We start from the raw sequence: 23,542 nt of genomic DNA, 5'->3' as shown, positions 1-23,542 counted from the left end.
ACTGTGTGTAGCGGCGACCGGACTTGAACCGGTGACACAGCGATTATGAGCCGCTTGCTCTACCGACTGAGCTACGCCGCTTTGATGTGATCAGCTCCCCACCCGAGGGTGGGGGGCCTCTCTCACCAGAGCCCCAATGCGGAATCGAACCGCAGACCTTCTCCTTACCATGGAGACGCTCTACCGACTGAGCTATTGGGGCGAGCGATGAAGACATTACACGGTTGCCCGCCGATCGCCCAAATCCTTTGCGGGGACCGGGCTCCGAGGGGGTCGCGCGGCCCTTCTCGATCAACCCACCGACCACTCCCACCCCACTTTTCAGCCGGAATGTGTGCCGTCTCACATCCGCGCGGGCGCCCCGCGGGCATCACATGGCACACGGGCACCCACGGGCACCACACGCACACCGCACGGACACCACACGAGGACGGCCCCGACCCATCGGGAGGCACACACGGGGGACCACGTACGGGCGTCCTCCACCGCACCCGAGCACCAGACCCCCCGGCTACGGGCACCACACCGGTACGACTATTGCGCTCTTCCGTGAAGCGGGGTGCGCCGCGCCCTAGGCTCTGAGCACGCTGCGTGATCTTGGGCCGTGGGCCGCGGCCGGGGCCCAGGAACCGCCCGAGCCACCGCAGGAGCGCGATGTCCGACAGCCAGCCGCAGCAGCCGTTCCGAGCCCCCCGCCATGGCAACGGCAACGCGGCCGCAGCCGAGGCCACCACCCTGCTGCTCGCCGGAGCCCGCCTCACCGACGGCCGGACCGTCGACGTCCGCCTCAGCGGCGGCCGGATCCAGGCCGTCGGCACCGCGGGCAGCCTCCCCTCCCCCGCGCTCTCCCGGGTCGACCTGGGCGGCTACCTGCTGCTCCCCGCCCCCGCCGAGCCCCACGCCCACGGGGACACCGCGTTGACCGCCGACGGCGAGGGCCCCGTCTCGTACACCCCCGACGAGGTCCAGCGCCGGGCCACGGAGGCCGCCCTGCTCCAACTCGGCCACGGCGCCACCGCCGTGCGCTCCCACGTGCGGATCGGCGACGTGCACGGCATCGGCCCCATGGAGGCCGTGCTCCAGGCCCGCCGCTCCCTGCGCGGGCTCACCGACCTCACCGCCGTGGCCGTACCCCGGCTGCTGACCGGGGTGGCCGGCGCGGACGGGCTCGCCATGCTGCGGGACGCGGTCAAGATGGGCGCCTCCGTGATCGGCGGCTGCCCGGACCTGGACCCGGACCCGACGGGCTTCCTCGAAGCCGTCCTGGAACTCGCCGCCGAGCACGGCTGCCCCGTGGACCTGCACACGGACGGTGACGATCCCGGCCGCCTCTCCCGGCTCGCCGCGATGGCGGGCGGGCTGCGCCCCGGGGTGACCATCGGGCCGTGCGGCGGTCTGTCCCGGCTCCCGCTGGACGCGGCGGCCCGCGCCGCCGACCAACTGGCGGCGGCGGGCGTACGGGTGACCTGCCTGCCCCAGGGCGACTGCGCGGCCCTGGAACGCCGCGGCCTGCGCACCGCGCCCGTGCGGCTGCTGCGGACCGCCGGCGTACGCGTCGCGGCCGGCAGCGGGGCCCTCAGGGACGCTGGCAACCCCGTCGGCCGCGGCGACCCGCTGGAGGCCGCGTACCTGCTGGCCTCCCAGGGCGGTTTGCGGGCGGGCGAGGCCTACGACTCGGTCAGCGCCTGTGCCCGCGAGGCCATGGGCCTTCCGGAGGTGCGGGTGGAGGCCGGCTTCCCCGCGGAGCTGCTCGCCGTGCGTGGGGACCGGATCGCGGGCGTGCTGTCCCTCGCCTACAGCCGGATCGTGATCCACCGCGGGCGGGTGGTAGCCCGTACGAGTGCCGTACGGGAGTACTGCGACTCCGCGGTCGCGGTGGCGCTCGACCTGCCCCGGCAGGGCCGTACGGAGCCCGGTCCCTGAAGTTCGCCGTGCGTTCGCGGGCGTGGGCGTCCGGCTCGTCGTACGGTCGGGTCATGCGCATCGTCATCGCGGGTGGACACGGTCAGATCGCGCTGCGGCTGGAGCGCCTGCTCGCCGCGCGCGGGTACGAGGTCGCGGGCATCATCCGCGATCCGGCACAGGGCGACGACCTCAGGGAGGCGGGCGCCGAGCCGGTGCTCTGCGACCTGGAGTCGGCCTCGGTGGAGCACGTGGCGGGGATCCTGCACGGCGCGGACGTGGCGGTGTTCGCCGCCGGCGCGGGGCCCGGCAGCGGCATCGGCCGCAAGGACACCGTGGACCGGGGCGCGGCGGTGCTGTTCTCCGATGCGGCCGAACGGGCCCGTGTGCGCCGTTTCCTGATGGTGTCGTCGATGGGCGCGGACGCGCACCACGAGGGCGACGAGGTCTTCGACGCCTATCTGCGGGCCAAGGGCGAGGCGGACGACCACGTACGGACCCGGCTGGGCCTGGAGTGGACGGTCCTGCGCCCCGGCTCGCTGCTCGACGACGCCGGGACGGGGCTGGTCCGGCTGGAGGCACAGACGGGCCGTGGGGCCGTCCCGCGCGACGACGTGGCGGCGGTGCTGGCCGAGCTGATCGAGACCCCGGCGACGGCGGGGCTGACGCTGGAGCTGGTCTCCGGTTCGACCCCTGTCCAAGTGGCCGTCAAGGACGTGGCGGGCAACTGACCGTCGCTCGGACGCCCGCCCGGACGGGAATTCAGGCGGCGCCTCAGAACCCGGCGTTGACCTTGTCGTCGGACCGCCCGACCGAATCCTGCTGGTACCGGTCCTCGTAGACCTGCCGGATCCGCTCGATGCGCGTGCTACGCTCGCCGGCCTCCTTCTCGGGGTACAGCAGGACCACTTCGTACGAGGTCTCGCGGATGGCCTTGCCGTCCTTGCCGCGCCACTGGCCGTACCCGTCGTGGAGCGTCAGCCCCTCGGGGAAGGCGGGGGTGATCTCCTGGTCCAGGAACCGCATGAACTCCCGCTCCACGATGGGCCCGCGGCCGTCGGGGCGTTCGGTGCCGAAGTACAGCCGGGTCTCCTGGTACGGCTCCCCCACGTGCGTGTGCAGGGCCGCTCCCATCAGAGCCGGAATCCCCGCGCCGAGCAGGGCGACGAGCACCCCGCCGCCGATCTTCCCCCGTGTGCCAGATGTCCATTTCACCCCCGGTGAACGAACAGGAGCCCGCGACGATGCGGGCGACGGCGAGAAGCCCGCCCGGCCCGGGTCGTCGGGCGCGGGACGGCTTCTGGCAGGTGGAACGATGAGCGGGTACGCCACGGGAACCACGGGAGCCACCGGACCGCCGCCCCGGCCGCCGTCGCCGCCGACCGCCCTACCCTGCGGGAGCTCACCGAGGTGACGCCCGGCGGGGCCGTTCGTGGCCGTGCTTCTTGGTCTCGGCCACCTTGGCGCTCTGCTGGTCCGGCGGCTTGGGATCGCCCGCGGACGCCGTCGGTGCCACCGTGCTGGGCCATGGATGTCGCCGCCCTGGGGCCCTGTGAGTTCTTCGCGCGACCGCCCCCCGGAATCGACGTGGGCGGGGCTTTGCTGCGCAGGGCCGGGGGCGAACGGGCGACCGCCATTCGAATGGAATCTCAGAGCGTCCGGACCAGGGTGCGGGAGATGACCCGTCGCGAGCGATACCACTCGTACCGTCTTGCCGGGCTCCATGATCAGGTTCCTCCTCCTCTCCACGTGCAGGGAGAGGAGCAGGAGGGCTGCCCGGCTTGTAACCGAGAGGAAGGGCATCGATGAAGAATCGTCTCGTACTCGCTGGATGTGCCGTGGTGGCGAGCGTGGGCATGTGCATGGCGGCTTCGCCGGCCATGGCGCAGGCGCCGACCAAGGTGACCATCGCCTGTGGCGATGTGGCCGCACTGATCACCGCCGTGGAGCAGGCGAATACGAACGGCGGCACGATCAACCTGGCCAAGGATTGTGCCTACCGCTTCGACATCGACTACGGCAACACCTCGGGTAATGCCCTGCCGGCCATCACCGGGAACGTCGCGATCGTCGGCCACAACTCGACCCTGATCCGCTCCGTGAGCGGCGGCAGCCCGTTCTTCCGCCTGCTCTCGGTGGACGAGGGCGCCACCCTCACCCTCAAGGGCATCACCGTGACCGGCGGCCGCACTGAGGGGAACGGCGCCGGCATCGCCAACGCGGGCACCCTGCGCCTGGAGGACAGCAAGGTCGCCGGCAACCAGGCGGGCGGGGTCGGCGGAGGCATCTCCAACGAGGGCGGCGACGTCACCCTCGTCGACACCGAGATCCTGACGAACGTGGCGACGTCCGCCACGGACGACGCGGGTGACGGCGGCGGCCTCAGCAACAGCGCGAACGGCAACCTCACGCTCCACAAGAGCACCGTCGCGGGCAACACCGCGGACGAGGACGGCGGCGGCATCCAGAACGAGGGCACGCTGACCGTCGAGCACGGCCTCCTCACGAACAACGAGGCCCGCGACGGCAGCGGCGGCGCCATCAACAACCTGGGCTCCGCGAACATCAGGCACACCAAGCTCATCGAGAACTGGGCCGGTCTCAACGGTGGGGCCGTCAACAACGCCGCGGGCGGGACCCTGGAGATCCAGCAGTCCACCCTCGCCAACAACAAGGCGGGCAACGACGGCGGCGCCATCAACAACGCGGGCACCGCGACGCTGGAGAAGACGAAGGTCGAGTCGAACTCGGCCGGGCACGACGGCGGCGGCATCAACAACGCGGAGGATGCGGGCGGCGACACCACCCAGCTGACCCTGGAGCACTCGACGGTGGCGGAGAACCGCGCCGCCGGCGTCGGCGGCGGCATCAACAACCAGGCCGGCGCGGTCGTGACCCTCAAGGAGAGCAAGATCATCAAGAACCTGCCCGCGAACTGTGCCGGTACGGTCGCAGGCTGCTCCTGAACCCCCGGCCACGGCGCTGAAGCCGGCCCGGCCGTAGCCCCGTGGTCCCGGCGTTAACGAAGAAGCCCCTCTGGTCTGCGCTTCCGCAGATCAGAGGGGCTTCTTTCGCGTGGCGGCGCCAGGGTTCGAACCTGGGTAGGCTGAGCCGGCAGATTTACAGTCTGCTCCCTTTGGCCACTCGGGCACACCGCCAAGAGTTGCTGCCATTTTTTCCGCCTTGCGGCGGCGCTCCCTGGCAACGACGTAAACGATACCTGATGACCGGGGGTGCTTCGCCACCGGATTGATCAGCGATGCGGGTGGGTGCGGTGGCTAGGCTTTGCCGAGCGGGCCGGGGATGTCCGGCCGCGCCCTCCGGGGTGATCAAACCGACTTCAAGGAGCCACAGCACATGGCCGACTCCAGTTTCGACATCGTCTCGAAGGTCGAGCGGCAGGAGGTCGACAACGCCCTCAACCAGGCCGCCAAGGAGCTCTCGCAGCGCTACGACTTCAAGGGCACCGGCGCCACGATCGCCTGGTCCGGCGAGAAGATCCTGATGGAGGCGAACTCCGAGGAGCGCGTGAAGGCCGTCCTCGACGTCTTCGAGACCAAGCTGGTCAAGCGCGGGATCTCGCTCAAGGCGCTGGACGCCGGCGAGCCCCAGCTGTCCGGCAAGGAGTACAAGATCTTCGCCACGATCGAGGAAGGCATCTCCCAGGAGAACGCCAAGAAGGTCGCGAAGATCATCCGGGACGAGGGTCCCAAGGGCGTCAAGGCCCAGGTCCAGGGCGAAGAGCTGCGCGTCAGCTCCAAGAGCCGTGACGACCTGCAGGAGGTCCAGGCGCTGCTCAAGGGCAAGGACCTGGACTTCGCGATCCAGTTCGTGAACTACCGCTGACCCAGGTCCGAGACCTGCCACCACGCCGGCCCGGCGGTCCTCACGACCGCCGGGCCGCGGCGTGTGCGGGGTGCGGAGGTGTGTGCCGGGCGTGTGCGCCACCTCGACCACGCCTGTCTGACCGCCCTGGAGGGCTGGGAGCGGATGCGGACGCCGCTCCCCGGCCGGGAGGGCGTCATCCAGCCGGGTTACCCTCCGCCCGTGGAACAGCTGAAGCGCACCCTGGGCGTCTCCGACGCCGTCGTCGTCGGGCTCGGCGCGATGGTCGGCGCCGGCATTTTCGCGGCCCTCGCCCCCGCGGCGGGAGCTGCGGGCGGTGCGCTGCTCGCCGCGCTCGCCCTGGCGGCCCTCGTGGCCTACTGCAACGCGCACTCCTCGGCGCGGCTCGCCGCCCGCTACCCGGCTTCGGGCGGCACGTACGTCTACGGGCGCGAGCGGCTCGGGCCCTTCTGGGGCCATCTGGCCGGCTGGGGGTTCGTGGTCGGCAAGACCGCGTCCTGCGCGGCGATGGCCCTCACCGTGGGCGCGTACGTCTGGCCCGGGCGGCAGCACGCCGTGGCCGTCGCGGCGGTGGTGGCGCTGACCGCCGCGAGCTACGGCGGTGTGCAGAAGTCCGCCCGGATCGCCCGGGTGATCGTGGCGGCGGTACTGGCGGTGCTGGCCGGGGTGGTCGTGGTGTGCCTGACCTCGGGTGCGGCCGGGGCGGGGCGGCTGAGCGGCTCGGACTGGGACGCCGCCGGGCTGTTGCAGGGGGCCGGTCTGCTGTTCTTCGCCTTCGCGGGCTACGCCCGGATCACCACCCTGGGCGAGGAGGTGCGCGACCCGGAACGGACGATCCCGCGGGCGGTGCCGCTCGCGCTGGGGATCGCGCTGCTGGTGTACGCCGCGGTGGCGGTGGCGGCGCTGTCGGTGCTCGGTGCGGACGGGCTGGCTCGGTCGGCGGCCCCGCTCGCCGACGCGGTCCGGGCGGCCGGCCGGCCGGAACTGGCCCCTGTCGTCCGGGTGGGCGCGGCCCTGGCCGCGCTGGGCTCGCTGCTGGCCCTTGTGCTCGGGGTTTCGCGGACCGCGCTGGCGATGGCCCGGGACGGTCATCTCCCGCGCGCGCTGGCCGCCGTACATCCCCGGCACCAGGTGCCGCACCATGCGGAGCTGGCAGTGGGTGCGGTCGTGGCGGTGCTCGCGGCCACCGCCGATCTGCGGGGCGCGATCGGTTTCTCCTCTTTCGGGGTGCTCGTCTACTACGCGATCGCGAACGCCTCCGCCTGGACTCTCGATTCAGGTGTCAAGGGGCGGGCCGTGGCAGCGGTCGGACTGTCCGGCTGTGTGGTGCTGGCGTGCGCGCTGCCCCTCGCGTCGGCGGTGGCGGGGGCGGCGGTGCTGGCGCTCGGCGCGCTGGCCTACGGGGTGCGGAGCCGCTTCAGATCCGCGATCTGAACTCGGTCCAGGGCTCCAGCTCCAGGTCGCAGTCCTCCCCCAGGCCGGACTCCTCGCAGAACCAGGCGGTGCCGTCGAGCCAGCCGCGCAGCCAGCCGGCCAGGCTCGGGGTGTCGACGGACCAGGCGAGGTCCGGCTCCCCCAGGCTGGGGTCGAACAGCAGCACTTGGGCGGTCTCGGAGCGGCAGTCCACGCAGGCGTACATGGTGCAGCCGAAGTCGGCTATCGGCAGCACGCCCTCGGGCCAGCGCCAGCCGGACGCGCGGTGCGCCTCGTAGCTCCGGAGGGTCTGGCTCAGCGGCAGCAGTCCGCATTCGGGGCCGAATCCGCCGTCGCCGACGCGGGTGTACAACGCGGTGAGCAGCGGGGGCAGGGCGAAGCCGAGTATGCCCTCGGCCCGGGTGATCTCTCCGCTGCCCAACGGCGCGGGCAAGGGCCTTCCGTGCCCGTGCGCGGAGTTGCGCGCACGGTCGGTGACTTGCTCCAGCAACTGCTCGGTCTCGTTCATGCGTTCATGGTGACGCACCCCACCGACAGCCCGCTCGCCCTGTGGATAACCCGGTCAGCGGGAGGCGAACGGGGCGTCCGTCGGGACGATTTCGCGGCCCAGGGGGAGCAGGGAGAGCGGGACCATCTTGAAGTTGGCGATGCCGAAGGGGATCCCGATGAGCGTGATGCAGAGGGCGATGCCCGTGACGATGTGGCTCAGGGCCAGCCACCAGCCGGCCAGGACCAGCCACAGGACGTTGCCGATGCAGGAGCCGGCGCCGGCGTCGTGGCGCTCGACGGTGGTGTAGCCGAAGGGCCAGAGGGCGTAGACGGCGATGCGGAAGGCTGCGATGCCGAAGGGGATGCCGATGATGGTGATGCAGAGCAGCACGCCTGCGAGGAGGTATCCCAGGAACAGCCAGATGCCGCTCAGGATGAGCCAGATGACGTTCAGGATTGTCTTCATTGGCGGCGGCCTGCCATCTGTTCGAGCCGGGCGATGCGCTCGGCCATCGGAGGGTGTGTGGAGAACATCTTAGAAAGGCCCTCACCTGGACGGAACGGGTTGGCGATCATCATGTGGCTCGCCGTCTCCAGCCGGGGCTCCGCCGGCAGCGGGAGCTGCTTGGTGCCCGCGTCCAGTTTGCGCAGGGCGCTGGCCAGGGCGAGCGGGTCCCCCGTGAGCTGGGCGCCGGATGCGTCGGCCTCGTACTCGCGCGAGCGGCTGATGGCGAGCTGGATCACGGAGGCGGCCAGCGGGCCCAGGATCATGATCAGCAGCATGCCGAGGAGGCCGGGGCCCTCGTCGTCGTTCGACCGACCGACCGGCATCAGCCAGGCGAAGTTCACCAGGAACATGATCACCGAAGCGAGGGCGCCGGCGACCGACGAGATCAGGATGTCGCGGTTGTAGACGTGGCTGAGCTCGTGGCCGATGACCCCGCGCAGCTCGCGCTCGTCGAGGATGCGCAGGATGCCCTCGGTGCAGCAGACCGCGGCGTTGCGCGGGTTGCGGCCGGTGGCGAAGGCGTTGGGGGCCTCGGTGGGCGAGATGTAGAGGCGTGGCATGGGCTGGCGCGCGGACGTGGAGAGCTCGCGCACCATGCGGTAGAGCTGGGGCGCTTCGAACTCGCTGACGGGGCGGGCGCGCATCGCGCGTAGAGCCAGCTTGTCGCTGTTCCAGTACGCGTAGGCGTTCGTCCCCAGGGCGATGACGACGGCGACGATCAAGCCGGTCCGTCCGAAGAAGCTTCCGATGAGGATGATGAGTGCGGACAGCCCGCCGAGGAGTACGGCGGTCTTGAGCCCGTTGTGCCGGCGGTGCACGGTACGCCCTCCAAGTGGTGCGGCAGGGGGAGCCCCGTCATGGGTCTGAGGGTCTACGGTCCAGTGGACCCTCCCTTCCTGGTCAACGCGAGGTGAGGGCGTCTGGTTCCCAGGGCGCACGGGGGCGGCCGCCCGCCGCCGCCCCTTCCCGAGGGGCGGCGGGACCGCGGCGGGCCTTGCCCCGTACGGGTGAGGGGCGGGTCCGGCGGCGTACGGCTACTGCGCGAAGAGGCTGCCCGACGCGACGCGCAGGACCAGCTGCGGGGCGCCCGAGAGCACGACGGCGGTGATCGCGGTGACGATGATGGCCGCCGTCACCGGCCAGGGGGCCTTCGTACGGGTCCGCGCGCCCTCGGCGGCTTCGGCGCCCTCCGGCCCGCGGAAGAGCAGCGCGGTCCACCGCAGGTAGTAGTAGAGGGCGATGACGACGTTGACGGCCATGACCACGGCGAGCCAGCCCAGGCCCGCGTCGACCGCGGACCGGAAGACGGTGACCTTGGCGAAGAGCCCGATGATGCCCGGCGGCAGGCCCGCCAGGCAGAGCAGGAAGAAGGCCAGCGAGAGGGCGGCCAGCGGGCGCTCGGCGTACAGGCCCCGGTAGTCGCTGATGCGGTGGAGCGGCTTCGTACGGGCGACGAGGGCGGCCACGGCGAAGGCGCCGAGGTTCACGGCGGCGTACATCAGGGCGTAGGCGACGGTGGAGCCGATCTGGTCGCGGCCGGAGTACGCGGCCGCGGCGATCGGGACCAGCAGGTAGCCGGCCTGGCCGACGGAGGACCAGGCGAGCAGCCGTACGGCGCTGTTCGGGCGGTCGGCGGACTGGCGGAGCGCGCCGGCGTTGCCCACGGTCATGGTGAGCGCGGCGAGGACGGCGAGGGCCGGGCCCCAGATGTCGGAGTACGCCGGGAAGGCGATCACGGTGACGAGGATGAGGCCGGTGAAGCCGACGGCCTTGCCGATCACCGAGAGGTAGCCGGCGATGGGCAGGGGGGCGCCGACGTAGGTGTCGGGGACCCAGAAGTGGAAGGGGACGGCCGCGGTCTTGAAGGCGAAGCCGACGAGGGTGAGCGCGACGCCGGCCATGGCGAGGGTGTCGAGCTGCCCGGGGACGTCTTCGAGGCGGTCGGCGACCTGGGTGAGGTGCAGGGAGCCGGTGGCGGCGTAGACGAAGCTGACGCCCATCAGCGACACGGCGGTCGCGGTGACGGAGGAGAGGAAGAACTTGAGGGCGGCCTCGGAGGAGAGCCGGTCGCCGCGGCGCATGCCGACGAGGGCGAAGGCGGGCAGCGAGGCGACTTCGAGGGCGACGATCAGGGTGGCGAGGTCGCGGGACGCGGGCAGCAGGGCCGCGCCGGCGGCGGAGGAGAGCAGCAGGAACCAGTACTCGCCGGCGGGCATGCGGGTGTCGCGGACGGCGGTGACCGACAGCAGCGCGGTGACGAGGGCTCCGACCAGCACCAGGAACTGGATGACGAGCGCGAAGTGGTCGGCGACGTAGCTGCAGGCCGCCGGGTCGCCGGTCAGGCAGAAGGTGGTGCGGTCGCCGGCGCGCAGCGGCAGCAGGGTGGCGGTCGCGGCGGCCAGGCCGGCCACCGAGATCCAGCCGAGGACCGGCTTGCTGCGCTCGGGCACGAAGAGGTCGGCGACGAGGACGAGCAGGCCGACGGCGGCGGTGATCACCACGGGTGCGATGGCGAGCCAGTCGACGGACTGGACCAGGCTGGGGGTCTCGGCGGCGAGGACCGTCAGGGCCGTCATGAGTTGCCTCCTGCGAGGAGCTTCTGGACGGCCGGGTCGGTGAGGCCGAGGAGGACCGCGGGCCACAGGCCGGCGAGGACGGTGAGGGCGACGAGGGGGGTCCAGGCGGCGAACTCGTAGCGCTGGATGTCCGCGACGGTGAGCTCGGGGCCGGCCTTGGGGTCTCCCATGCAGACGCGTCGTACGACGATCAGCAGGTAGGCGGCGGTGAGCAGGGTGCCGAACGCGCCGATGGCCATGTAGGTGAGGAAGGCGGGGCGGGAAAGGCCCTCGGCGGGGTCGAAGGCGCCGAAGAGGGCCAGCATCTCGCCCCAGAAGCCGGCCAGGCCCGGCAGGCCGAGAGAGGCGACGGCGGCGAAGGCGAGGAGGGCGCCCATGCGGGGGGCGCGGCCGTAGAGGGCGGCGCCGGTGGCTCCGGCGAGGGTGTCGAGGTCGGCGGTGCCGTAGCGGTCCTTGAGGGCACCGACCAGGAAGAAGAGGAGGCCGGTGATCAGACCGTGGGCGATGTTGGCGAAGAGGGCGCCGTTGACTCCGGTGGGGGTCATGGACGCGATGCCGAGGAGGACGAAGCCCATGTGGCCGACGGAGGAGTACGCGATGAGGCGCTTGAGGTCGCCCTTGTTCCCCTTGCGGGCCAGCGCGAGGCAGGCGAGCGATCCGTAGACGATGCCGACGGCGGCGAAGGCGCCCAGGTAGGGGGCGAAGGTGGCCATGCCGTCGGGGGTGACGGGGAGCAGGATGCGGACGAACCCGTACGTGCCCATCTTGAGCAGGACGCCGGCCAGCAGGACGGATCCGACGGTCGGGGCGGCGGTGTGCGCGTCCGGCAGCCAGCTGTGCAGCGGCCACATCGGGGTCTTCACGGCGAGGCCGATGCCGATGGCGAGGACGGCCAGCAGCTGGGTGGTGTGGGTGAGTTCGCGGCCGTTGTCAGTGGCCAGTGCCACCATGTCGAATGTGCCGCTCTTCAGTCCGATCAGCAGCAGACCGAGCAGCATGACCACGGAGCCGAGGAGGGTGTAGAGGATGAACTTCCAGGCGGCGGCCTGCCGCTGAGCACCGCCCCAGCGGGCGATGAGGAAGTACATCGGGATGAGGACCATCTCGAAGGCGAGGAAGAAGAGCAGCAGGTCGAGGACGGCGAAGGTCGCGAGGGTGCCGGACTCGAGAACGAGGAGCAGCGCGACGAAGGCCTTCGGGGAGGGGCCCGCGGGGAGCTTGAAGTAGCTGTAGAGCGCGCAGAGGAAGAAGAGCAGCGCGGTCATCAGGAGGAGGGGGAGCGAAATGCCGTCGACACCGAGGTGGATCCGGACGTCGAGCGCCGGGATCCAGCTGATGTCCGTCGTCGCCTGGAAGCGGGACGGGGCGTCGTGGTCGAAGCCCAGGGTGAGGGCGATCGCCGCGGCGAGGACCACTCCGGTCACGGTCACGCCGTGGCGGAGCACGGCCTGTTCGGGGCTGCGGCCCTTGAGGCCGGGCGGGGCCGGCAGGAGCGCGGCGACGGCGCCGAGGAGCGGTGCGGCCATGGTGAACGCCAGAAGGAACTGCATCACGGACGGGCTGATATCAATCACGGCTGACTCACGGCTCACGATCCGGCGTTGACGTTGGCGAGGACGGCGGTGGCGATCGCCAGGACCACGGCGCCGGCGAGCAGGGCGCTCAGGTAGCTCTGCACGTTGCCGGTCTGGGCGCGGCGTACGAGGCTGCCGAACAGCCGGGGGCCGGCGCCCGCGCCGCGGACGTACGTGTCCACGACCTCGCGGTCGAGGAAGCGGACGAGGCTTGCCGCCGCCCGGACGGGGCGGACGAAGAGCCGGTCGTAGACGGCGTCGAGGTGGAAGCCGTCGGCGGCGTGGCGGTGCAGCGGGCCGAGGAGCGCGCGTCCGGGGTCGGGGGCGGGCCCGGCCGGGACGGCGGGGTGGTCGTGGGTCACCTCGGCGACCTCGGGGGTCTCGGCCGCGGACTCGGCGGCGGCGGTGGCCGCGGATGCGGCGGCGGCCACGGCGGCGGGCTGCGGGGCGCCCGCTCCGATGACGGGCACGGCACCGGTGACGGCTCCGGGGACCGCTCCGGCGGTGGCGGGGGCCGTGGCCGTGCGGGCCGCGGCGCGCTGCCAGAGGGCGTAGGTGAGCATCACGCCGATGACCGCGGCGCCCGTGCCGAGGACCGAGGTGACCAGGGTCGGGGTGAGCTCTTCGCCGTCGAACCAGTCGGCGATGGGTCCCGCGGCGAGGCCGAAGCCGACCGACGGGATCGCGAGCAGCCACAGCACGCCGGTCATGGCGACGGGCTCCTTGCCGTGGTCGGGGGCAGCTGCGCCCCGGCCGCGGAAGGCCATCAGCCACAGCCGGGTGGCGTAGGCGGCGGTGAGCAGGGCGGTCAGCACGCCGGCGACGAGCACGAGCCAGCCGGCGCCGCTCGGGGCGAAGTCCGAGTGGCCGGTGGCGGTCTGCTCGGCGGCGACGAGGACGGCTTCCTTGGAGAAGAAGCCGGCGAAGGGCGGGATCGCGGCGAGCGCGAGCAGCGCGATCGTCATCGTCCAGAAGGCGTCGGGGATGCGCTTGGCCAGGCCGCCCATTCGGGACATGGCGGCCAGGGAGTTCGTACCGGCGGCGTGGATGATCACGCCCGCACCGAGGAAGAGGAGCGCCTTGAAGACGCCGTGGGACAGGAGGTGGAAGACGGCGGCGCCACGGTCGCCGACGGCCAGGGCGCCGGTCATGTAGCCGAGCTGGCCGATCGTGGAGTAGGCGAGCACTCGCTTGATGTCGTCCTGGGCGAGGGCGGCGAGGGCGGAGCCGACCATCGTGACGGCCGCCATGACGGCCATGACCACCAGTGCGGCGCGGGAGGCCGCGAAGACGGGGAGGAGGCGGGCGATGAAGTAGACACCGGCGGCGACCATCGTCGCGGCGTGGATCAGCGCGGAGACCGGGGTGGGGCCCGCCATGGCGTCGGGGAGCCAGGTGTGCAGCGGGAACTGCGCGGACTTGCCCGCGACTCCGGCGAGCAGGAGCAGCGCGATCAGCGTCGGATGGTCGAGGCCGCCGGCGGCGACGGTGCTCAGGATCTTCGTGATCTGGAAGGAGCCGGCGTCGGCGGCGAGCGCGAACAGGCCGATCAGGAAGGGGACGTCGCCGAGCTTGGTGACGAGGAAGGCCTTCAGGGAGGCGGAGCGGGCCGCCTCGGTCTCCCAGTAGTGGCCCACCAGGAAGTACGAGCAGATGCCCATGACCTCCCAGCCGACCAGCAGCACCATCAGGTCGCCGGAGTAGACGACGAGCAGCATCGCGGAGGTGAACAGTGAGACGAGAGCGGCATACGACGGGTAGCGCGGGTCCTCACGGAGGTACGCCGTCGAGTAGAGCTGTACGCAAGTGGCGACGAGCCCGACCAGGACGGCGACCAGCACGGCGAAGCCGTCCAGGTAGAGCGAGAGGTCGATCGGCACCGAGCCGGTCGGGGTCAGCTCGGTCGCCGTGCTGATCGCCGGGCCGCCGCCCTGGCGGACGGCGACGATCACGGCCAGTACGGCGGCGCCGAGCGTCGGCAGGATCGCGAGCGGCCGGACGAACCCGGGGGCGGTGCGGCCGAAGAGCAGTCCCGCCACCGCGCCCAGGAAGGGGAGCAGCGGGACGAGCACGGCGAGGGTCGTGGTGCTCACGCGGTGACCTCGCTCTGGGTCTTCGGAGTGTTCGGGGTGTTAGTGGAGTTCTGGGCGGGCTCGTGGCCTTCGGCGGTGTCGCGCAGCCGGTCGACGTCGGAGGTGCCGCGGTTGCGGTAGACCATCAGCACGATCGCGAGGCCGATGCCGATCTCGGCGGCGGCGATGGCGATGGTGAAGAGGGTGAGGGCCTGGCCGGCGTGCAGGGCGTCGCGCAGCCAGACGTCGAAGGCCACCAGGTTGAGGTTGACGGCGTTGAGCATCAGCTCGACGGACATCAGGACCAGGATGGCGTTGCGGCGGGCGAGTACGCCGTACAGGCCCGTGCAGAAGAGGAGCGCCGCGAGGACCGCGGGGTAGGCGAGGTGCATCAGCGCTGCCCCTTGTCACTGGCGACGCCGTCTTCGGCGGGAGTGTTCCTGCGGGACAGCACGATCGCGCCGATCAGGGCCGCGAGGAGGAGGACGGAGAGCGCCTCGAAGGGCAGCACCCAGTGCTGGAAGAGGATCTCGCCGGAGACCTTGGTCGAACCCTGGACCGGCCCGTCGAGGTCGATCCAGGTCGTGCGGAAGGCGTCGACGACGACCCAGACCAGGGCCACGGCGGCGACGGCGGCGACACCGAGCGCGATCCAGCGGTTGCCGGAATCCGCGTCCGGGGAGCGGCCGATGGGCGCCTTGGTGAGCATCAGCCCGAAGAGGAGGAGGACGACCACGGATCCGAGGTAGATGAGGACCTGGACCCAGGCGATGAACTCGGCGGTCAGCAGCAGGTACTCGACGGCGATGCCGCCGAGTGCGACGACCAGCCAGAGGGCGGCGTGCACCAGCTGCCGGGTGGTGACCGTGACGAGGGCCGCGCCGAGGGCGGCGAGTCCGACGAGCACGAAGGCGATCTCGACGCCGGTCGGGGAGAGGAAACCGGGCCCGGTGGCGGCGGCTTGGGCTGCGGCCAGGGTGGCGGCGGGGGTCACGCGTCTCCCTCCGGGGTCGGGGTGGTCGGGGGTTCGGCTCCGCCGTCGGGCGCGGTGGCGGCTGCGGCCTCGGCTGCCGCGGCCGCCGCTGCTGCCGCCGCTTCGGCCTTCTCCACTGCCTTGCGGGCGGCGGCGATCTCCTTGGGCTCCTCGGCGGCCGGGTCCAGCGCGGGCGGGGCCGGGACGGTCCACATCCACTCGCGGAGCTTGTCGCGCTCGTGGGTCAGCTCGTGGATGTCGGTCTCCGCGTACTCGAACTCCGGCGACCAGAAGAGGGCGTCGAAGGGGCACACCTCGATGCAGATGCCGCAGTACATGCAGAGGGAGAAGTCGATGGCGAAGCGGTCGAGGACGTTGCGGCTGCGCTCGCGGCCACCGGGGGTGGAAGCGGGGACCGTCTCCTTGTGGGAGTCGATGTAGATGCACCAGTCGGGGCACTCACGGGCGCACAGCATGCAGACCGTGCAGTTCTCTTCGAACAGGCCGATGACCCCGCGGGAACGGGGCGGGAGTTCGGGCTGGACCTCGGGGTACTGGGCCGTGTGCGAGCGCTTCGTCATCGTGCGCAGCGTGACGGCCAGGCCCTTGGCGAGGCCGGATCCGGGGATGGGCATCAGTTCATCGCCACCTTCACGATGCCGGTGAGCGCGATCTGGGCGAGCGCGAGCGGGATGAGTACGGTCCAGGCGAGCTTCTGGAGCTGGTCCTCGCGCAGGCGCGGGTAGCTCACGCGGAGCCAGATCACGACGAAGGCGAGGATCCCGGTCTTGAGCAGGGTCCAGACCCAGCCGAGGCCGTCGGCGCCGAAGGGGCCCTGCCAGCCGCCGAGGAAGAGGACGGTGGTGAGGGCGCAGAGGACGACGATGCCGGCGTACTCGGCGAGGAGGAACAGCGCGAAGCGGAGGCCGGTGTACTCGGTGTACGCGCCGAAGATGATCTCGGAGTCGGCGACGGGCATGTCGAAGGGGGGCCGCTGCAGTTCGGCGAGGCCGGCGGTGAAGAAGACGAGCGCGCCGACGATCTGCCAGGGCAGCCACCACCACTCGAAGCTCTCCACGATGCCGGGGAGGGAGACCGTCCCGGCGGCCATCGCCACGGAGGCGGCGGCGAGCAGCATGGGGAGCTCGTAGGCGAGCAGCTGGGCGGCGGTGCGCAGGCCGCCGAGCAGGGAGAACTTGTTGGCGGAGGCCCAGCCGGCCATGAGCGAGCCGAGGACTCCGACGCCCATGACGGCGAGCACGAAGAACAGACCCGCGTCGATGACCTGGCCGACCGCGCCCTCGCCCGGGCCGATGGGGATGGCGAGGAGGACGAGGAGGTACGGCAGCAGGGCGACGGCGGGGGCCAGCTGGAAGATCCGGCGGTCGGCGTTGGCCGGGACGATGTCTTCCTTCTGCGCGAACTTCACGCCGTCGGCGACGAGCTGGGCCCAGCCGTGGAAGCCGCCGGCGTACATGGGGCCGAGGCGGCCCTGCATGTGGGCCATCACCTTGTGCTCGGTCTGCCCGACGACGAGCGGGAGCACGAGGAAGACGGCGAAGACGACGATCAGCCGCAGGGCGACGTCGAGGACATCGTTCACGCGTCGCCTCCGTTGTCGGTGGTGGGGTGGGTCCGGGGGGTGTGGGGGTCGGGGGCGCCGGCGTCTGCGTCTGCGTCTGCCTCCGGCGCGGTCTGCGGGGCGTCGACCTGCGGCCCGGTGGCCTCAGGCTTCGCCGCGTCTGCGTCTGCCTCCGGCGCGGGGGGCGGGGTCTCGGCCTGCCGGGCCGTGGTTTCCGGCTTCGCCGTGTCCGCCTCCGGCCGGGTCGCCTCCGGCGGGGTCGGCGGGGTGTCGGCCTGCGGCTCGGTGACCTCGGGCTTCGCCGCGTCTGCGTCTGCCTCCGGCGCCGTCGGCTTCGCCGGGGCTGGCGGCTCGTCGAAGGCGGGCTTCGGGTCGTGCCAGGGGGCGTCCGAGCTGCGGGGCGCGACCCGGCGGGGCGCGGGTGCGGGCTGCGGCGCCTCCGGGGTCTGGCTCGCGGAGCCCTCCGTCGCCGAGCGGGTACGGCGCGGCGGGAGGGCCTCGGGAGCTTCGGGCGTCGGGGTCTCCCCCGGCTCCGGGGCGGTCGGGGCCTGGCTCGCGGAACCGTCGCTCGCGCTGCGGGTGCGGCCCGGCGGTCGGGCCGGGGCTTCGGGGGCCAGGGGCGCCGGCGCGGCCTCGCTCGACGGGTCCTCCGGGGTGGAGGGGGTGGGGGCGGCCCCGGCTTCGGCGTCCGGGGTCGCCGGGCCGGCCTGGCTGGCCGAGCCTTGCGCGACCGAGCGGGTGCGGCGCGGCGGTCGGGCCGGGGCTTCGGGGGCCGGGGGCGCCGGGGCGGCCTGGCCGGCCGAGCCTTCGGCGACCGAGCGGGTGCGGCGGGGCGGGCGGGCTTCGGCTGCCGGGGGCTGGGTGGCCGAGCCTTCGGCGACCGAGCGGGTACGGCGGACCGGGGCGCCCTCGCGCGGGGTGCGCGCGGCGGCGCCCGCCGCGCCGGCGGCGCGCGGGGTGCGGGCCGGGCGGGCGGGGGCCGGCGGGAGCTGGCCCTTCATCGGGCCCCAGTCGTTGGGGTCCGGGACGCCCGGCGGAAGCATCTGACGGCGCTTCGGCGCGTCCGGATCGTGGGCCTCGCCCGGTTCCTTGGCGCCGGGCCAGGCCTTGGCGACGCGCGCGGCCAGGACGAAGTCCTTGCGCAGCGGGTGCCCCTCGAAGTTCTCCGGGAGGAGGAGGTGGACGAGGTGCGGGTGGTCGGTGAAGACGACCCCGAACATCTCGTACGTCTCGCGCTCGTGCCATTCCGCTCCCGCGTAGACGGCGATCGCCGACGGCAGGGAGGGGGCGCTGTGCGGGACGGTCGTGCGCAGCAGGAGGCGGCGTACGCGGTGGTTCTCCAGCGAGGCGACGTGCGCGCAGATCCGGAAGCCGGTGCCGGGCTCGTCGACCGCGCTCAGCCAGTCGAAGTACGTGCAGCCCAGCTTGTCCCGGGCGATTTCGAGGGCGGCGATCCAGCTGCCGACGGGCACGTCCACGGTGAGGACGTCGTACGAGAAGTCGGCGACGGCCTCGGCTCCGAAGACCGTCGGCGCCGCGTCGGGGAGGGAGTCGTAGAGGTTCACGCACCGCTCCCGGGGGCCGGCGGGGCCGTGACCAGGTCGCTCGTGAGCTGGGAGACGGACGGCCCGGACGCGTAGCGGTCGGCCAGCGACTCGCGGGCGATCTTCTCCTGGAGCTTGAGGATGCCTTGGAGGAGCGCTTCCGGGCGCGGCGGGCAGCCCGGGACGTAGACGTCGACGGGGATGATCTGGTCGACGCCCTTGGTGACCGAGTACGAGTCCCAGTACGGGCCGCCGCAGTTGGAGCAGGCGCCGAAGGAGATGACGTACTTCGGCTCCGGCATCTGCTCGTAGAGCCGCTTCACGGCCGGGGCCATCTTGTCCGTGACGGTGCCAGAGACGATCATGAGGTCGGCCTGGCGCGGTCCGGGTGCGAAGGGGATCACGCCGAGGCGGATGAAGTCGTGCCGGGCCATGGACGCGGCGATGAACTCGATCGCACAGCAGGCCAGACCGAAGTTGAAGACCCACAGGCTGTACCGGCGGCCCCAGTTCAGGACCACCTTCATGGGTTCCGGGGCGAGGCGGGAGAGGACTCCCAGGCGCTTGGGCTCAGGGAGCAGCTCCGGCTGAGGTGTCACGTCCATTCGAGGACGCCCTTCTTGTACGCATAGAGCAGGCCGACGGCCAGGAAGCCCAGGAAGATGAACATCTCCACCAGCGTCGTGGCGCCGTAACCGGCGGCGGCGAACACCGTCGCCCACGGGAACAGGAAGATCGAGTCGACGGCGAAGATGACGTAGAGGAACGCGTAGACGTAGTAGCGGACCTGGGTGTGCGCCCAGCCCTCGCCCACCGGGTCCACGCCGCATTCGTACGTCAGCAGCTTCTCGTGGGTCGGGACCACGGGCCGCAGCAGGCGGCCGGCGCCGAAGGCCACGGCCACGAAGAGCACACCGAGGGCGGCCAGCAGACCGACGACCGAATAACTCCGGAAGTAGTCCGCCGCGAGCACGGTTACGGTCGATACCGTTGGTTCGGGCACGTCCGTTCCTCGCTCCTCGGTCACTGTCGACGATCTGGTACGGACGGGAGTCTAGGGCCTGCCTCACACAGGGTGGGGTTATCCCCCGTTCACAGCACCCCGGACACCCCATGGCATCAGCGGGCCGCTCTTGACAGGCTGTGGCCCATGACCACGAGCCGTGCCATCCCCGACAACGATCGGCCTCCTCCCGTGCGCGCCGCTTTCAGCGCCGTGACGTGGAAGGAGATCGCCCATCTGCTGACCAATCTGCCGTTGGCGATCGTCGGATTCGTTTACGCGGTTGTCATGGTTTCCGTCACGGGCGGTCTTTCCGTGACCGCGATCGGAATTCCCCTGCTCGCATGCGGTCTCTATCTGTCTCGACAAATGGGACGGCTGGACCGGGCACGTGCCCGCGTGCTGCTCGGCGTACGGGTGGACGAGCCGACCCCGATCCCCGGTCCGAAGCGGTCCGGCGGATTCTTCCCCTGGTTGTGGACGAGCATCAAGGACCCGGTCGGCTGGCGGACCGTGCTGTACCAGCTGATCCGGCTGCCGTGGGGGGTGCTCACCTTCACGGTAGCCCTGACCGGCCTGTTCGTGCTGTGGCCGGTGCTGCCGTACGTGGCGCGGCTGCTGGCGAACGCGGACCGCGCGATGGTACGGGGGCTGCTGTCGCCCTCCGACGACCTGGAGCGGCGGATCGCGGAGCTGGAATCCGACCGCGGCGTGGTCGTCGACACCGCGGCGGCCGACCTGCGGCGCATCGAGCGGGACCTGCACGACGGGGCGCAGGCGCGGCTGGTGGCGCTGGCGATGGGGCTGGGCCTGGCGAAGGAGAAGCTGCTGGAGGACCCGGAGGGCGCGGCCGCGATGGTCGACGAGGCCCACGGGGAGGTGAAGCTGGCGCTCCAGGAGCTGCGGGACCTCGCGCGCGGGATTCATCCGGCCGTGCTGACGGACCGGGGGCTGGACGCGGCGCTGTCGTCGGTGGCCGCGCGGTGCGTGGTGCCGGTGAAGGTGGCGGTCGACCTGCCGGAGGCGCGGCCGGCGGAGGCGATCGAGGGGATCGCGTACTTCGTGGTGTCCGAGCTGCTGCAGAACGTGAGCAAGCACGCGGGGCCGGGGGCGCGGGGCGCGAGCGTGGAGGTGTGGCGGGCGGGGGCGCGGCTGCTGATACGGGTGTCGGATGACGGGCGGGGCGGAGCGGATGCCTCTGGTGGGGGGAGCGGGTTGGCGGGGTTGACGGGGCGGTTGGACGCGGTGGATGGGGTGCTGGTGGTGGACTCCCCCGCCGGTGTCGGGACTACGGTCACGGCGGAGCTGCCGTGGCGTGACCGGGGGTAGCCCCCCGGGCCCCCTTCGTTGCTGGTGAGCGGGACTCCCGTCCGGGGTGGGCGGGGGTCCCGCTCGCGTGTGGCTGGTGCGTGTGCCCGGTGCGGGTGCGAGTGCGGGTGCGCTTCCTGGGGCGCCGCCCCAGACCCCGCGCCTCAAACGCCGGCGGGGCTGGATTTGGAGCGGCCAGGGCTTCGAACGGCCCGGGGGTGGGTTGGGCGGAAGTGGGGTTAACCCCCCGGGCGAGAGGCCGACTCGCTGCATGGTTCGGGGGTGGGGTGGGGCGGCAGGGTGGGGGTGTAGCCGAGGAGCGGAAGGGCGGGTCGGGATCATGGACAACGACAAGGGCACGGGCGGTGGTGTCGGCGCGGTGCTGCGGGCTCCGGTCGAGGGGCGGACCTGGCGGGAGTTCGGGTACCTGCTGATCGGGCTGCCGCTGAGCACGCTGTACTTCTCGCTCGCCATCACCGGTGTGAGCCTCGGCGCCGGGCTGCTCGTCACCTTCCTCGGCGTGCCGGTCCTCGCCGGCGTGCTCGCCATGTGCCGCGGGTTCGGCGCGGTGGAGCGGGCCCGGGTGCGCGTGCTGCTCGGGGCGGACATCGCCGGGCCCGCGCCGATCCGGGCCAAGAAGGCCGGGCCCCTCGCCGCCATGGGTGCGCTGCTCAAGAGCGGGAGCGCCTGGCGGCACGTGCTGTACTCCGTGATCCACTTCCCGTGGGCGGTGTTCGGGTTCTGCCTGGCACTGACGTTCTGGGCGTCGGGCTGGACGCTCCTGCTGTACCCGCTCTGGTTCTGGGTCATCCCGACCTACACCGACCAGCCCGGGATGATGCTCTTCCAGAACGACGACTACTCCTTCTTCGTCGATTCGCCCGTGGAGATCGCCCTCGCCTGCCTCGCCGGGCTGGCGCTCACCCTGGCCACCCCCTGGGTGATCCGGGCCCTGACCACCGTCGACCGCGTCATGGTCGGCGGCCTGCTCGGGCGCTCCCGTCTGGCGAGCCGCGTCACCGAGCTGGAGTCGGACCGGGGCGTGGTGGTGGACACCGCGGCGGCCGACCTGCGGCGCATCGAGCGCGATCTGCACGACGGGGCGCAGGCCCGGCTGGTGGCGCTCGCGATGGACCTGGGGCTGGCGAAGGAGAAGCTCACCGAGGATCCCCAGGCTGCCGCGCGCATGGTGGACGAGGCGCACGGCGAGGTGAAGATCGCGCTGCAGGAGCTGCGGGACCTCGCCCGCGGGATTCATCCGGCCGTGCTGACGGACCGGGGGCTGGACGCGGCGCTGTCGTCGGTGGCCGCGCGGTGTGCGGTGCCGGTGCGGGTGGCCGTGGACCTGCCGGCCCGGCCGGTGGCGGCGATCGAGGGGATCGCGTACTTCACGGTCTCGGAGCTGCTCCAGAACATCAGCAAGCACGCGATGGCCCGGTCCGCCTCCGTGGACGTGTGGAAGTCCGGGGGGCGGCTGCTGATCCAGGTCGCGGACGACGGGCGGGGCGGAGCGGATGCCTCTGGTGGGGGGAGCGGGTTGGCGGGGTTGACGGGGCGGTTGGACGCGGTGGATGGGGTGCTGGTGGTGGATTCGCCCGCCGATGTCGGGACTACGGTCACGGCGGAGCTGCCGTGGCGTGACCGGGGGTAGCCCCCCGGGCCCCTTCGTTGCTGGTGAGCGGGACTCCCGTCCGGGGTGGGCGGGGGTCCCGCTCGTGTGTGCCGGGTGCGGGTGCGGGCTGCGGGTGCGGGTGCGTTTCCTGGGGCGCCGCCCCAGACCCCGCGCCTCAAACGCCGGCGGGGCTGGATTTGGCGCGGCCACGTCTCGAAGGCCCGGCAAGGCTGAAAGACCGGGGCTCCGCCCCGCACCCCGCGCCTCAAACGTCGGCGGGGCTGGATTTGGCGCGGCCCCGTCTCGATGTGTGACCTTCCGGTTCGGGAAAAGTGGCCCCGGACGCCCACGTGTTGTCCCGGCTCTGCCTTCACCAGGACTTAAGGCTGGGATGCTTGGCTGAGTCGTGTAGTGCGGGAACGAGTGGACGCGGGAGCTGCAAAGTCGTGGAAGACAGGGTGCGGGTGGTCATCGCCGAGGATTCAGTGCTGCTGCGTGAGGGCCTGACCCGGCTGCTGACCGACCGGGGGCATGACGTCGTGGCGGGCGTCGGGGACGCTGAGGCCCTGCTCAAGACGATCGCGGAGCTGGCGGCCGAGGACGCGCTGCCGGATGTGGTGGTGGCGGACGTACGGATGCCGCCGACGCACACCGACGAGGGCGTACGGGCGGCCGTACGGCTGCGCCGGGACTATCCCGGGATAGGCGTGCTCGTGTTGTCGCAGTACGTGGAGGAGCAGTACGCCACTGAACTCCTGGCCGGTTCGAGTACCGGGGTGGGGTACCTGCTCAAGGACCGGGTGGCCGAGGTACGGGAGTTCCTGGACGCGGTGGTCCGGGTGGCCCGGGGCGGTACGGCCCTCGACCCCGAGGTCGTCGCCCAGCTGCTCGGCCGCAGTCGCAAGCAGGACGTCCTGGCGGGTCTGACCCCGCGCGAGCGCGAGGTGCTCGGGCTGATGGCCGAGGGACGCACCAATTCCGCCGTGGCGAAACAACTGGTCGTGAGCGACGGAGCCGTGGAAAAGCACGTCAGCAACATCTTCATGAAGCTGGGCCTCTCGCCGAGTGACGGGGATCACCGACGTGTGCTGGCCGTTCTCACTTATCTGAAATCTTGAT

General features: G+C 72.0%; 22 protein-coding genes and 3 tRNA genes. 8 read left to right on the top strand and 17 right to left on the bottom strand.

The window, feature by feature from the left end; translation table 11 throughout:
* Window positions 1-8 precede the first annotated feature (8 nt).
* Window positions 9-81: transfer RNA gene (locus tag IF88_RS0112440), tRNA-Met, on the bottom strand.
* Between the two features lie 48 nt (window positions 82-129).
* A tRNA-Thr gene (locus tag IF88_RS0112435) sits at window positions 130-202 on the bottom strand.
* A gap of 452 nt (window positions 203-654) precedes the next feature.
* On the opposite strand from IF88_RS0112435, the gene IF88_RS0112430 reads away from it, so the two are divergent.
* Together IF88_RS0112430 and IF88_RS0112425 are read left to right on the top strand one after the other, a co-directional pair.
* Window positions 655-1,923, top strand: a complete 1,269-nt coding sequence (locus IF88_RS0112430; protein ID WP_030710275.1) for an amidohydrolase family protein — start codon at window positions 655-657, stop codon at window positions 1,921-1,923.
* 53 nt (window positions 1,924-1,976) lie between these two features.
* Complete coding sequence (locus IF88_RS0112425) at window positions 1,977-2,633, top strand: SDR family oxidoreductase (protein ID WP_030710273.1); 657 nt, start codon at window positions 1,977-1,979, stop codon at window positions 2,631-2,633.
* A 43-nt stretch (window positions 2,634-2,676) separates the two neighbouring features.
* Here the strand turns inward: IF88_RS0112425 and IF88_RS0112420 are convergent, their stop codons facing one another.
* Window positions 2,677-3,117, bottom strand: a complete 441-nt coding sequence (locus tag IF88_RS0112420; RefSeq protein ID WP_030710271.1) for a DUF3574 domain-containing protein — start codon at window positions 3,115-3,117, stop codon at window positions 2,677-2,679.
* A gap of 590 nt (window positions 3,118-3,707) precedes the next feature.
* Between IF88_RS0112420 and IF88_RS0112415 the strand changes: the two genes are divergently transcribed.
* The gene (locus IF88_RS0112415) at window positions 3,708-4,868 is read left to right on the top strand and encodes a hypothetical protein (RefSeq protein WP_158754360.1); all 1,161 of its coding nucleotides are present in this window, start codon (window positions 3,708-3,710) and stop codon (window positions 4,866-4,868) included.
* A 110-nt stretch (window positions 4,869-4,978) separates the two neighbouring features.
* Here the strand turns inward: IF88_RS0112415 and IF88_RS0112410 are convergent.
* Window positions 4,979-5,060: transfer RNA gene (locus tag IF88_RS0112410), tRNA-Tyr, on the bottom strand.
* A gap of 199 nt (window positions 5,061-5,259) precedes the next feature.
* Between IF88_RS0112410 and IF88_RS0112405 the strand changes: the two genes are divergently transcribed.
* Together IF88_RS0112405 and IF88_RS0112400 are read left to right on the top strand one after the other, a co-directional pair.
* A complete protein-coding gene (locus tag IF88_RS0112405; protein WP_030009008.1) occupies window positions 5,260-5,748 on the top strand; it encodes a YajQ family cyclic di-GMP-binding protein in 489 nt (162 codons plus the stop codon).
* Between the two features lie 144 nt (window positions 5,749-5,892).
* Window positions 5,893-7,182 (top strand): APC family permease, encoded by a 1,290-nt coding sequence (locus IF88_RS0112400; protein ID WP_420710945.1) that lies wholly within the window; start codon window positions 5,893-5,895, stop codon window positions 7,180-7,182.
* Here IF88_RS0112400 and IF88_RS0112395 read toward each other — a convergent pair.
* The 13 genes from IF88_RS0112395 to IF88_RS0112335 form a co-directional block, all read right to left on the bottom strand.
* Complete coding sequence (locus IF88_RS0112395) at window positions 7,166-7,690, bottom strand: SMI1/KNR4 family protein (RefSeq protein WP_030710263.1); 525 nt, start codon at window positions 7,688-7,690, stop codon at window positions 7,166-7,168. The genes IF88_RS0112400 and IF88_RS0112395 overlap by 17 nt on opposite strands.
* 54 nt (window positions 7,691-7,744) lie before the next feature.
* Entirely contained in the window at window positions 7,745-8,137 is a 393-nt protein-coding gene (locus tag IF88_RS0112390; protein WP_030710262.1) for a YccF domain-containing protein, read from the bottom strand.
* The gene (gene htpX, locus IF88_RS0112385) at window positions 8,134-8,997 is read right to left on the bottom strand and encodes a zinc metalloprotease HtpX (RefSeq protein WP_030710259.1); all 864 of its coding nucleotides are present in this window, start codon (window positions 8,995-8,997) and stop codon (window positions 8,134-8,136) included. Before htpX ends, IF88_RS0112390 begins: the two co-directional genes overlap by 4 nt.
* Before the next feature lie 216 nt (window positions 8,998-9,213).
* Complete coding sequence (locus IF88_RS0112380) at window positions 9,214-10,755, bottom strand: NADH-quinone oxidoreductase subunit N (protein ID WP_030710257.1); 1,542 nt, start codon at window positions 10,753-10,755, stop codon at window positions 9,214-9,216.
* Window positions 10,752-12,305: an NADH-quinone oxidoreductase subunit M gene (locus IF88_RS0112375; protein WP_030710255.1), complete on the bottom strand. Its 1,554-nt coding sequence runs from the start codon at window positions 12,303-12,305 to the stop codon at window positions 10,752-10,754. The genes IF88_RS0112380 and IF88_RS0112375 overlap by 4 nt, the downstream gene beginning before the upstream one ends.
* Before the next feature lie 38 nt (window positions 12,306-12,343).
* On the bottom strand, window positions 12,344-14,422 hold the full coding sequence (locus IF88_RS0112370) for an NADH-quinone oxidoreductase subunit L (RefSeq protein ID WP_030710253.1): 2,079 nt from the start codon (window positions 14,420-14,422) through the stop codon (window positions 12,344-12,346).
* Window positions 14,419-14,793, bottom strand: coding sequence for an NADH-quinone oxidoreductase subunit NuoK (nuoK, locus tag IF88_RS0112365; RefSeq protein WP_030710251.1), 375 nt, complete (start codon window positions 14,791-14,793; stop codon window positions 14,419-14,421). The genes IF88_RS0112370 and nuoK overlap by 4 nt, the downstream gene beginning before the upstream one ends.
* Complete coding sequence (locus IF88_RS0112360) at window positions 14,793-15,395, bottom strand: NADH-quinone oxidoreductase subunit J (protein ID WP_051836770.1); 603 nt, start codon at window positions 15,393-15,395, stop codon at window positions 14,793-14,795. The genes nuoK and IF88_RS0112360 overlap by 1 nt, the downstream gene beginning before the upstream one ends.
* The gene (locus tag IF88_RS0112355; protein ID WP_037805836.1) at window positions 15,392-16,012 is read right to left on the bottom strand and encodes a NuoI/complex I 23 kDa subunit family protein; all 621 of its coding nucleotides are present in this window, start codon (window positions 16,010-16,012) and stop codon (window positions 15,392-15,394) included. The genes IF88_RS0112360 and IF88_RS0112355 overlap by 4 nt, the downstream gene beginning before the upstream one ends.
* Window positions 16,009-16,977, bottom strand: a complete 969-nt coding sequence (locus IF88_RS0112350; RefSeq protein WP_030710246.1) for a complex I subunit 1/NuoH family protein — start codon at window positions 16,975-16,977, stop codon at window positions 16,009-16,011. Before IF88_RS0112350 ends, IF88_RS0112355 begins: the two co-directional genes overlap by 4 nt.
* Window positions 16,974-18,521, bottom strand: coding sequence for an NADH-quinone oxidoreductase subunit C (locus tag IF88_RS40235; RefSeq protein WP_051836767.1), 1,548 nt, complete (start codon window positions 18,519-18,521; stop codon window positions 16,974-16,976). The genes IF88_RS0112350 and IF88_RS40235 overlap by 4 nt, the downstream gene beginning before the upstream one ends.
* Window positions 18,518-19,105 carry an NADH-quinone oxidoreductase subunit B gene (locus IF88_RS0112340; RefSeq protein ID WP_030710244.1) on the bottom strand — a complete coding sequence of 196 codons (588 nt, stop codon included), beginning with the start codon at window positions 19,103-19,105 and terminating at the stop codon, window positions 18,518-18,520. The genes IF88_RS40235 and IF88_RS0112340 overlap by 4 nt, the downstream gene beginning before the upstream one ends.
* A complete protein-coding gene (locus tag IF88_RS0112335; protein WP_030710243.1) occupies window positions 19,096-19,503 on the bottom strand; it encodes an NADH-quinone oxidoreductase subunit A in 408 nt (135 codons plus the stop codon). Before IF88_RS0112335 ends, IF88_RS0112340 begins: the two co-directional genes overlap by 10 nt.
* A gap of 147 nt (window positions 19,504-19,650) precedes the next feature.
* Between IF88_RS0112335 and IF88_RS0112330 the strand changes: the two genes are divergently transcribed.
* The 3 genes from IF88_RS0112330 (at window position 19,651) to IF88_RS0112320 (ending at window position 23,541) form a co-directional block, all read left to right on the top strand.
* Window positions 19,651-20,832 carry a sensor histidine kinase gene (locus IF88_RS0112330; RefSeq protein WP_030710242.1) on the top strand — a complete coding sequence of 394 codons (1,182 nt, stop codon included), beginning with the start codon at window positions 19,651-19,653 and terminating at the stop codon, window positions 20,830-20,832.
* A gap of 250 nt (window positions 20,833-21,082) precedes the next feature.
* Entirely contained in the window at window positions 21,083-22,462 is a 1,380-nt protein-coding gene (locus tag IF88_RS0112325; protein ID WP_107050524.1) for a sensor histidine kinase, read from the top strand.
* A 419-nt stretch (window positions 22,463-22,881) separates the two neighbouring features.
* The gene (locus tag IF88_RS0112320) at window positions 22,882-23,541 is read left to right on the top strand and encodes a response regulator transcription factor (protein ID WP_030710237.1); all 660 of its coding nucleotides are present in this window, start codon (window positions 22,882-22,884) and stop codon (window positions 23,539-23,541) included.
* The last annotated feature ends 1 nt before the right edge of the window (window position 23,542 follow it).

The sequence above is a fragment of the Streptomyces sp. NRRL F-2580 genome (assembly GCF_000720115.1).
Taxonomy (GTDB): Bacteria; Actinomycetota; Actinomycetes; order Streptomycetales; family Streptomycetaceae; genus Streptomyces.
The sequence above is the reverse complement of the archived record's forward strand: the minus strand, read 5'-3'. Positions and strand labels throughout refer to the sequence as shown.

What these genes read in the sequence shown, in the direction of transcription:
- IF88_RS0112430 (WP_030710275.1), top strand. Translation starts at nt 655, where the DNA reads ATGTCCGACAGCCAGCCGCAGCAGCCGTTCCGAGCCCCCCGCCATGGC.
- IF88_RS0112425 (WP_030710273.1), top strand. Translation starts at nt 1,977, where the DNA reads ATGCGCATCGTCATCGCGGGTGGACACGGTCAGATCGCGCTGCGGCTG.
- IF88_RS0112415 (WP_158754360.1), top strand. Translation starts at nt 3,708, where the DNA reads ATGAAGAATCGTCTCGTACTCGCTGGATGTGCCGTGGTGGCGAGCGTG.
- IF88_RS0112405 (WP_030009008.1), top strand. Translation starts at nt 5,260, where the DNA reads ATGGCCGACTCCAGTTTCGACATCGTCTCGAAGGTCGAGCGGCAGGAG.
- IF88_RS0112400 (WP_420710945.1), top strand. Translation starts at nt 5,893, where the DNA reads ATGCGGACGCCGCTCCCCGGCCGGGAGGGCGTCATCCAGCCGGGTTAC.
- IF88_RS0112395 (WP_030710263.1), bottom strand. Translation starts at nt 7,690, where the DNA reads ATGAACGAGACCGAGCAGTTGCTGGAGCAAGTCACCGACCGTGCGCGC.
- IF88_RS0112390 (WP_030710262.1), bottom strand. Translation starts at nt 8,137, where the DNA reads ATGAAGACAATCCTGAACGTCATCTGGCTCATCCTGAGCGGCATCTGG.
- IF88_RS0112380 (WP_030710257.1), bottom strand. Translation starts at nt 10,755, where the DNA reads ATGACGGCCCTGACGGTCCTCGCCGCCGAGACCCCCAGCCTGGTCCAG.
- IF88_RS0112375 (WP_030710255.1), bottom strand. Translation starts at nt 12,305, where the DNA reads ATGCAGTTCCTTCTGGCGTTCACCATGGCCGCACCGCTCCTCGGCGCC.
- nuoK (WP_030710251.1), bottom strand. Translation starts at nt 14,793, where the DNA reads ATGCACCTCGCCTACCCCGCGGTCCTCGCGGCGCTCCTCTTCTGCACG.
- IF88_RS0112340 (WP_030710244.1), bottom strand. Translation starts at nt 19,105, where the DNA reads ATGGACGTGACACCTCAGCCGGAGCTGCTCCCTGAGCCCAAGCGCCTG.
- IF88_RS0112330 (WP_030710242.1), top strand. Translation starts at nt 19,651, where the DNA reads ATGACCACGAGCCGTGCCATCCCCGACAACGATCGGCCTCCTCCCGTG.
- IF88_RS0112325 (WP_107050524.1), top strand. Translation starts at nt 21,083, where the DNA reads ATGGTTCGGGGGTGGGGTGGGGCGGCAGGGTGGGGGTGTAGCCGAGGA.